The sequence below is a fragment of the Paraburkholderia ribeironis genome (assembly GCF_900019265.1).
GTDB classification, from domain to species: Bacteria; Pseudomonadota; Gammaproteobacteria; order Burkholderiales; family Burkholderiaceae; genus Paraburkholderia; species Paraburkholderia ribeironis.
The window spans coordinates 1-5,759 of sequence record NZ_CYGX02000170.1; the positions used below are offsets into that span (position 1 = coordinate 1).

Consider the following 5,759-nt stretch of genomic DNA (forward strand, 5'->3'; position numbering starts at 1 on the left):
TCTCCACTTTGGCATAAATCCTTTCGCCGCTTAGCGGGAGTCGTCCATCACATCAGAGCCCGACGACACACCTCACGGGTGTCTTCCGCTTTGACGGCCGGCAACTGGACGAGACCTCCACGTTCCAGCTTGAGGACATCACACTCACGAGCGAGGAGGCCGCGCACCTGCTGATGGTGTTCGACGGCTCCCGCGTCAGTGAGCAGGAACAGCCTGGGATCGGCCTGGACGATGCGCTGCCCGGCACCTACTTCACGGTCGTCAACCGGGAAGTGATCCATGAGGGGCACAAAAACCGCATCGGGATCTACGAGGAAGAGCGCGATGGGGCCTCCCTTCATCTCGGCGATGCCGACGCCGTGCCGCCCGAAGCTGACGAGCCCCCTGTCCCGCAGTTGGACGAGGGCGACGCCGGGCTGGCGCGCGCGGTGCACGTCGACCACCTGTTTCTACGCCGGCAGGCGCCGGACTATCTCGGCACGGTTGCCTTTGCGCTGTGCGCGATGACGGCTCACCGGATGGGTTTTACCCACATCTCGTTGATTGCCGGGGGCGGCCGCGGTCACAACCCGAACATGATTGGGTACTTTTTCTGGCCGAAGCTCGGCTTCGATGCCCCGCTGGGGCCCGACGAGACCGGCGCACATCCCGAGTTTGCTGCGTGCGAGACCGTCCAGGATGTGCTGGCGATCGACGGGCAGTGGTGGCGCGACAATGGCACGCAACGGTGGATGGAATTCGACCTGGCGCCCGACAGCCCCGCGTGGCGAAAGCTGCTAGACTATCTTCGTGAAAAGGAGCTGATATGAGCGAAACCCTGAAGAAACCGAAACAGGCGGCGGCGTCCAAGCCGGCCGTCGTGGTTCGTCTCGCGCGCTCCGGCAAGAAGGTCGTTGTCACGTCCGAGATGAAGGCGCAATTGCGCAAGCGGGCGAAGACTTCGACGCGCAGCACATTCCCCGAGTTGCCGGAGTGGCGACTTGAGCGCTGAACCAGAAGCAACGGGCCGCAAGGCCCGTTTTCTTTTGCGGCACCAGCACGGCGGTCACGTGTTTCCGGATTCCGGTGGAAAACGATAATCGCACTGACCTTGGCCCGGACGGAAGCCCAAGTGCTCCGCAAGCCGTTACACCGTCATGCTCCGGCATGAATCCGGGCAGGGGGCCCATAGCCAATCCGCCCAAGTTACGTAAGCGCGTCTTCCGCGCCGGAACTCAATCAAGTTAAAAAAGCACTTGACGTGAAGCTGACTTCGCGGGGCCGCCGCTACTGGCGTCTTTCTAGATAGCGGCGGCCAACGTAGGACGCAATAAAAGTGTCACTGGCGCGATTCCTACCAGACGGCGCTTTACCCCGCAAAAGTGACTTTTTTGCTTCCACTCCAAGCACAATAAAAACGTCACTTCAGCTCAGTCCGTATTAAATTCGACACTTCGCCTCGCAGTGGGGCAGGGCGGAGTTCCGGCGGTTCGATCAGCGTGTGTGCAGTTTCGTTGAAAAACGCAGCTATATCGCTAATAGGCGTTAGCGACGGGGCTGTACTTTTATGACGATGTCGCCGAGTGCATGCCGCCGTCAGTGGCAGTTCTCTGACGCTGCGTCAGGCGCCAGTCGGCCACCTAGCGAAGTCCAAGACGCTGAATCGAACGTCCGAACCGCAGCCCAAATTGGTCATCGAGATTCGGTGCTGGCGTGGACCGGTAGAGCATCGGCGGTTGGGCCCATCGTCCTTACGCTCTTGATCGCGGTTCGCGAAAGGCCGCGCAAGCCCGTTTCCTCCTCGAGGCTGCTGGCGAGGAGGAGCGGGAGAGAGACGGGACGCGACGCGACGCCGAACCGCACAGTCTGTGACGCGATTCGGGCTACGCGGAGTAAGTCGCGCGCTCCTTTGAGGCCCTTGCGACGTCGGGGTCCTCAACCGTTTCAACCATTGCAATGTGTTCATCGAGGTAGTCTTGCGGGAGGCCATGTTCCTGGGCGCCAGCCAAGACATGATCCTTGTACCAACTGTAAGGCCGGAGGCTTTCGTCGATGGCGTCGTTCGAGGCGATATATGTCAGGACCTTCCGCCTGCGGCCCTTGTCATTGACGACCGTCACCATGGCGGCGTCATAACCCTTACCGGTACCCCCAGCAGCGTCGAGTTCTCTACGTTCTGATGGATCAAAACAAAAAATAACACCGACCACGGCGCTCTCAGTGTCATCAGTCGCGAACGCGTTGCACTTCCCCGAACCGTCCTTGCTACGCTTGTGAAACCGCAGTTCATGCCCAGAGAGGGTGGCGACCCCCAGCGGCTTGGCGCTCGGAATTCGTTGCCGCAGCCGCGCGGTCGCCATGTTCGACCCATAAGCGAAATATTCGGTGGGCTCCGGCGGCCCGGTCTCTGCGTCTTGTAATGCTTCGACCGCCGGATCGCCTGGCTTCCGGATGGCACGCAACGGCACGGTCATGATGCTGTGGTCATGAGTCTCCATGCCTTCGCGGGTTATGAGTGGCCGCCCGTTCTCGGCATTAAGGATTGGAACAGGTCTGCCGGCCCATCCTAATGGGGCGTTCATTGTGCACCTCCTTGCGAAACCTCGGTAAACATTGGGATCTGGCCTTCCGCATCATCGCGACACGGACGATGTTTGCGCGATAAGGCCGCTGTAACCACATCGCTGCGCAAATCGCTCGCACGAATTTGCCATGGAGCGTCGGGCACCACCTGCTCAGCTGGCAGAATCCGGTCGTTGATCAACCGCCGGATCATGTAGTGGGTGACGCCAAGCAATTTCGCTGCATCGGACATCGTGAGCCATTCACCATCCTTCTCAGCCGACTTGTACGCATGGATGTCCTGCACTCGCCGTATGGAACTGACACGATGCGCAGTCCAGGTCTTGCCCTGACCTGTGCGCAACCCCATTCGGTTTAACGATGCGGCGATGTCCTGATCTGACCATCGGCTTGCCATGCGGCGAACAACCGCGAGCGCCTCATCAGATGTGCTGCATCCATGCTCGCCCGTTCTGGGCTTGCGAATTCTTAGCTGGGAATGCTGGCCGCCTTGCCAGTGGATCGTCAGCATGACTTCGCGAGCATCGTCGTCGACGTCTGCAACAATATCAACGATGAGCGCGCGGACTAGCTGCTGGCGCATGCGCATGGTCACGCCAGGGGCGTTCCAGGCCGCCTGGAGATTCTCAGCGAGCTTCGAGAAGTCAGGGCAAGCTGCCGGTGCCATCGGTGCTTCCGCCGTCTCCAGACGCGCCTGACAGGCCTGTACCCGACGTAATGCTGCCTCCCAGTTCTTCTCCAGTTGCGCGGCAATCAGACGGTTATCCGGGTCGCAGGCGGCGTATCGCCGCTCGGCGAGCGTCGCCTCGTACTGGGCTTGTTGCAGTTCGAGTTCCACGATCCGCCGCTGCTCGTTCAAGGTATCCATTTGCAAATGCTCGGACTGCTGAGCCGCTTCGATTGCCAGGGGTTCCACGACACGCAGAAGTTCGTTTCCGATGGCAGCATCGATGCGGGAACCGCCGAAGCTCATGCATCGCGGCGGGATGTCAAAGCGGTCACATCGATAGACGGCCTGCGGGACTCGTCCAGTATAGGCCACTGACAAGCGACGCCCGCAGTGCGCACAGGCAAGCAGACCAGCGAGCAGTGCCCGTCCACCGCGGCTCGATTTTACGTCGCCCGCCTTGCCGTAGGCGTTGGCCGAGAGCTGTTTCTGGTTGCGTTCGAATTCCGCCCAATCGATGTAGCCTTCGTGATGCTCCCGAAGCAGGACATCCCACTCCTCAAACGGCTTGGGATGCTTATAGCTCTTGCGCGCACGCCCATCTACTATCGCCATCTGCTTGCCACTCTTGCCGTACACGTAGGCGCCAGCATAAAACGGATTCTTGAGCACTGAGATCACGTTACGGTAGCGTACGGGTATCCAGTCAAAGTGCGTCAGCGTCCTGCCGTCAGAGGGGCGCGGGAAGTGGACCTGCTGAGCCCGTAGCGATAACAGAACCTGTCTTGCGCTACCCAGTTCGCGGAAACGGACAAATATCAGGCGTATGACTTCCTGCAATTGCAGGTTTGGATCAATGCCCAGACCGACTTCACGATGCCAGATATAGCCGATCGGCACACTGATACGAAGTTCGCCGCGGTGCGCCTTCTGGCGTTTGGCATCATGCATGCGGGTACGAAGCACATTAAGCTCAAACTCACTAATGCTGCCCTTCATTCCCAGGAGCAGGCGGTCGTTTGCCCTGCACGGATCGTACACACCGTCGAGGTCGATTACGCGCGCTTCGACAAGGCCGCAAAGCTCGAGAAGATGGTGCCAGTCGCGCCCGTTTCGAGCGAGGCGTGAGGCATCCGCGCATAGAACTGCTCCAACCTCACCGGCACACAGCAACGCAACCAGACGCTCGAAACCGGGTCGAGCCACCGTGCCGCTCGCTGAACGTCCCAGATCGTCGTCGATGACTTCGATGTCACGGAATCCGCGTCGCCGGGCCTCCTGCACGAGGTCGTACTGTCGGCGCTTGCTCTCAAGGTTCATCTGGACCTGCGTCTGCGTCGATTGCCGAACATAAACCACGGCCTTACGCTTCAGTAGCAGCGAGGGCAAACGGTCATCGTTGTTCATCGTCACGCTCCCTGGTTAGCGCGACGCCGGCGGCCTGCGTTAGCAGGGTTGCGAGGTGTCTGATGACGTTTGACCGCTGCGCCGGACTCATCCCCTGAAGCTCGACCGGGTCGAACGTCATGTTCAACTGGTGCGATATCGGTCGCAACGACTGCGGGTCTGCGGGAACGACGTTTGGTGGCTTGTGCATTGCGCTTCTCCCGGACGATGGTGGAATCGTCCGGTGAGTTTCCGCGCAAATGTCGATCGACAAGAAGTTGGTGCAGATTGCACAAGGCCGTTACGTTGACACGGGGTTCACCAAGGATCAGAGCGGAGCACACCGCAGCATCCAACATCCATCCGGCAATGACCCAAACCTCACCGTCGCCCGCGTCCACATGGACGACCCGACCTCCGCCGCGCTGCTCAACATCTCGAACCTTGACGCGACGACGATACAGCGGATGCCAACGATAGTGGACCTCAACTTCTTGCCCGATATGGGCAGAATGAACGGGAACTGGATACACAACGCAGCGCGTTCTCCGCGATGTTGTTGTCGATCTCGAGCGTACCGTCTTCGCAATACAACGTCAGTGCGCTCCACTGGTTCAGAGTGTAGTTGATCGCCTTGGCCGTATCGGACTTCGAGGACAGCGTTTCGAGCTTTGCCCTGAGCCACGCTTCGTAGATTTGAAGCAGTGGTCTGGCTTTCTCCTGCCGTATTCGCAGCCGTTCGGCGGCGGGCCTGCCGCGAATGGAGGCCTCGATGTCATAGAGCCCGCCAATATATTCGAGTGCCTTTTGTGTTGTGTCAGATGGCGTGCGCACGTGGATATCGTAGAACGTATGCGGTCCACGAACGACGCCACTCAGGGGTGCTCTGATGCGTAAATTGTGTGGTAGGGAGAAGGGTCAGCGGAGATTGGCGGGCATCTTCCACGGCAACAGCGCGTCGTAGTCGTCGACGGTCTTCGCCAGTGGCAGACGTTGGAACAGCCAGGTGAGGTAGCAGTACGGGTCGATGCCGTTGGCTTTTGCTGACTCGACCAGCGAATAAAGATTCGCACTCGCATGTGCGCCAGCAACTGTATCGGCAAACAGGAAGCTTTTGCGTGCGACGGCAGGTTCGCGATCATTC

5 protein-coding genes and 1 pseudogene are annotated in these 5,759 nt (G+C 59.7%); 2 read left to right on the forward strand and 4 right to left on the reverse strand.

From position 1 onward, the window contains the following. Positions 1-173: 173 nt before the first annotated feature. Complete coding sequence (locus BN2475_RS32855) at positions 174-809, forward strand: hypothetical protein (protein WP_245841767.1); 636 nt, start codon at positions 174-176, stop codon at positions 807-809. After that, positions 806-991: a hypothetical protein gene (locus BN2475_RS32860; protein WP_094783489.1), complete on the forward strand. Its 186-nt coding sequence runs from the start codon at positions 806-808 to the stop codon at positions 989-991. Before BN2475_RS32855 ends, BN2475_RS32860 begins: the two co-directional genes overlap by 4 nt. Before the next feature lie 871 nt (positions 992-1,862). Here BN2475_RS32860 and BN2475_RS32865 read toward each other — a convergent pair. The 4 genes and pseudogenes from BN2475_RS32865 to BN2475_RS32885 form a co-directional block, all read right to left on the reverse strand. Then, positions 1,863-2,561, reverse strand: coding sequence for a gamma-glutamylcyclotransferase family protein (locus tag BN2475_RS32865; RefSeq protein WP_245841769.1), 699 nt, complete (start codon positions 2,559-2,561; stop codon positions 1,863-1,865). Further along, a complete protein-coding gene (locus BN2475_RS32870; RefSeq protein WP_094783490.1) occupies positions 2,558-4,636 on the reverse strand; it encodes a recombinase family protein in 2,079 nt (692 codons plus the stop codon). Before BN2475_RS32870 ends, BN2475_RS32865 begins: the two co-directional genes overlap by 4 nt. Before the next feature lie 495 nt (positions 4,637-5,131). Beyond that, positions 5,132-5,461: pseudogene (locus BN2475_RS32880) on the reverse strand (IS66 family transposase); the annotation flags it as partial. 72 nt (positions 5,462-5,533) lie between these two features. Beyond that, on the reverse strand, positions 5,534-5,759 hold a 226-nt coding region (locus tag BN2475_RS32885), incomplete at its 5' end, for a transposase domain-containing protein (protein WP_143326055.1).

What these genes read in the sequence shown, in the direction of transcription:
- BN2475_RS32870 (WP_094783490.1), bottom strand. Translation starts at nt 4,636, where the DNA reads ATGAACAACGATGACCGTTTGCCCTCGCTGCTACTGAAGCGTAAGGCC.
- BN2475_RS32860 (WP_094783489.1), top strand. Translation starts at nt 806, where the DNA reads ATGAGCGAAACCCTGAAGAAACCGAAACAGGCGGCGGCGTCCAAGCCG.
- BN2475_RS32855 (WP_245841767.1), top strand. Translation starts at nt 174, where the DNA reads ATGGTGTTCGACGGCTCCCGCGTCAGTGAGCAGGAACAGCCTGGGATC.
- BN2475_RS32865 (WP_245841769.1), bottom strand. Translation starts at nt 2,561, where the DNA reads ATGAACGCCCCATTAGGATGGGCCGGCAGACCTGTTCCAATCCTTAAT.